The sequence below is a fragment of the Ruegeria sp. SCP10 genome, assembly GCF_040329495.1.
Classification (GTDB): Bacteria; Pseudomonadota; Alphaproteobacteria; order Rhodobacterales; family Rhodobacteraceae; genus Ruegeria.
Map to the genome: position 1 here is coordinate 1 of NZ_JBDZYF010000045.1, position 2,260 is coordinate 2,260.

Here is a 2,260-nt window from a genome sequence, read left to right on the forward strand (position 1 = left end):
CTCTTGGCCATGAGGTCAAACTGATCGCTCCACAATACTTGCGCCCTTTTGTGAAGCGTCAGAAGAATGACGCCGCTGATGCCGAGGCGATCGTGATCGCCGCCCGGCAGCCGGAAATGCGCTTTGTAGCCATCAAGACAGTTGAGCAGCAATCCCGTGCGGCACTGTTCCGCGGCCGGGAGCGATTGGTCCATCAGAGGACTGAAGATGTTAACGCCTTACGAGCGCTTCTGTATGAACATGTCTACATCTTCCCTGTGGGGATACGCTCTCTGGGTCGCATGGCAGCGATTTTGGAGGATGAAACTACGAACCTGCCAACGCTGATCCGAGGGGAATGTAAGGAACTGCTAGCGTAAGTTGCAGAGAAAACAGCTCGTATCGTTGAAAGGAACAAGAAGCTTTCAGCTCTGGCGTTCCAGTCGGACAGAGCTCGTCGGCTCCAGACCATGCCGGGTGTCGGTCCGATCACAGCCATCGCGGTAGAGGCATTCGGACCCGACATGTCCTAGTTCAAAACCGGGCGTGACTTTGCAGCCTGGCTAGGTCTTGTGCCCAAACAGCACTCCTTCGGAGGTAAGGAGCGCTTGGGACGCATGACCAAAGCCGCCCAGGCAGATATCCGGCGCCTTCTGATCATTGGCGCAATGTCGCGCCTTAACTGGCTTGGCGCACGCTCGGTTGCTGAGGGTAGCTGGCTGTCACGTATGTCGGGGCGCAAACCCAAGATGCTGGTCGCGATTGCGCTGGCTAACAAAATGGCCCGACAGATTTGGGCAATGCTTACAAAACACGAGGACTACAAGAACCCGGAACTTGCGGGCTCGGCATGATGCTCATGTAAGACTGCAAGGATCGGGGCCATGGAAGTGTGAGAAGACGACGACATGAATGGGCGAAATGATCAAACAGATCTGGGTCAGGAAAACCAGTTAACCGCTGCGAGCACAAAGCTCGAAGGTTAGATTTGGACCCGACCCGCTGATCACCATATCGGCCTGCGGTTTCTGGAAGCGCCGAAGAAAGAGGCCTTACAGAAGTACGCACTCAATCACGCACCTTCAGAGTCAAAAACTCCTTGCACCTGGAGCGGCAACCACAGAAACGATTACATTGGAGCACGGGCATTGTTGAGCAGCCTGCCGGATGTGGAATGGCTGCTGGGAAGTCGAGGCTATGACGCCAACTGGTTCCGCGAAGCGTTGAAAGACAAAGGGATACGCGCGTGCATCCCAGGCCGAAAGCGGCGGAAGAAAGCGGTACAGTACGATAAGCGCAGGCCTGCATCCGCCGAATTGGCAGAAGGCAACCTCATGCTGGAGGCCGCATCAGAACCAATGCTACGTGCCAGAGCAACGCTGCGGCATGAGTTGGTCGCCCTTGAGAAACAGGTACGCCAGCTTGCCCAGAATGATCCAGTTTGCCACCGTTTGACGTCAATGTCAGGGGTCGGTGCAGTTGTCGCACTGACTTTCCGCGCAGCTGTCGATGATCCGGCTCGCTTTCGGTCTTCAAAGAGGGTTGGTCCTTGGGTTGGCCTAACGCCTCCTCGAAACCAATCCCGTGAGCGTGATGTGTCGGGCGGCATAACCAAGGCTGGGGATGTCAATCTGAGGCGAGCTTTGTGTCAGGCTGCAACTGTCATGATGAACTGCGGCCGGTCGATATGGTTTCGAACATGGGGAGCCCAGCTCGCCTAGCGCCGAGGCCGGAAAATAGCAATGGTCGCCCTCCCGCGTCGCATCGCAGTCATTCTCCATCGAATGTGGGTCGATGACACCGTATTCCAGCTCGATGTAGCACCGAACACCGCCTGTTAATCCATCTGTTGCCTACCTGACAGCAGGCCTTTGAGGTCCCGCAGGGACGTGGTCCGATGATGCCGAAGTCTGGACCGTCGCTGACTTCTGTCAAGCACGCCTATGAGATGGATAATCGGAATTACATCGAACCAGCATCATGTTGGCAGCGATCGCGCTGACCGCGAACCGTAGCATGTACCCGAAGGATCTCAATCGAAGGCCGCGACAGAGCACAGAGCGGCCACAAATTGACACAGTTAAACCGCCCTGGCGGATCAAACATGCTGCGCAAAACAGCTTGACTGGGAGGTCCCCGTTACCGAAGGCCTGAGCCTAAGGCTCAGGATTCATAACCAGTAGATGACGGTTGCGGCGAGAGCGATTGCCGACAGGAAGACCTTTGGGCATCTGTCGTATCTGGTTGCCACGCGCCGCCAGTCCTTTAGCCTGCCGAACAT

At 56.2% G+C, this 2,260-nt stretch carries 4 pseudogenes; 3 read left to right on the plus strand and 1 reads right to left on the minus strand.

The features are described from left to right. From ABLN87_RS22585 to ABLN87_RS22080, 3 pseudogenes are all read left to right on the plus strand, one after another. Positions 1-833 (plus strand): annotated as a pseudogene (locus ABLN87_RS22585) (IS110 family transposase); the annotation flags it as partial. 270 nt (positions 834-1,103) lie between these two features. Continuing rightward, a pseudogene (locus ABLN87_RS22075) lies at positions 1,104-1,280 on the plus strand (IS5/IS1182 family transposase); the annotation flags it as partial. A 12-nt stretch (positions 1,281-1,292) separates the two neighbouring features. Next, a pseudogene (locus ABLN87_RS22080) lies at positions 1,293-1,820 on the plus strand (transposase); the annotation flags it as partial. Between the two features lie 329 nt (positions 1,821-2,149). Here ABLN87_RS22080 and ABLN87_RS22085 read toward each other — a convergent pair. Then, positions 2,150-2,260, minus strand: a pseudogene (locus ABLN87_RS22085) (IS5/IS1182 family transposase); the annotation flags it as partial.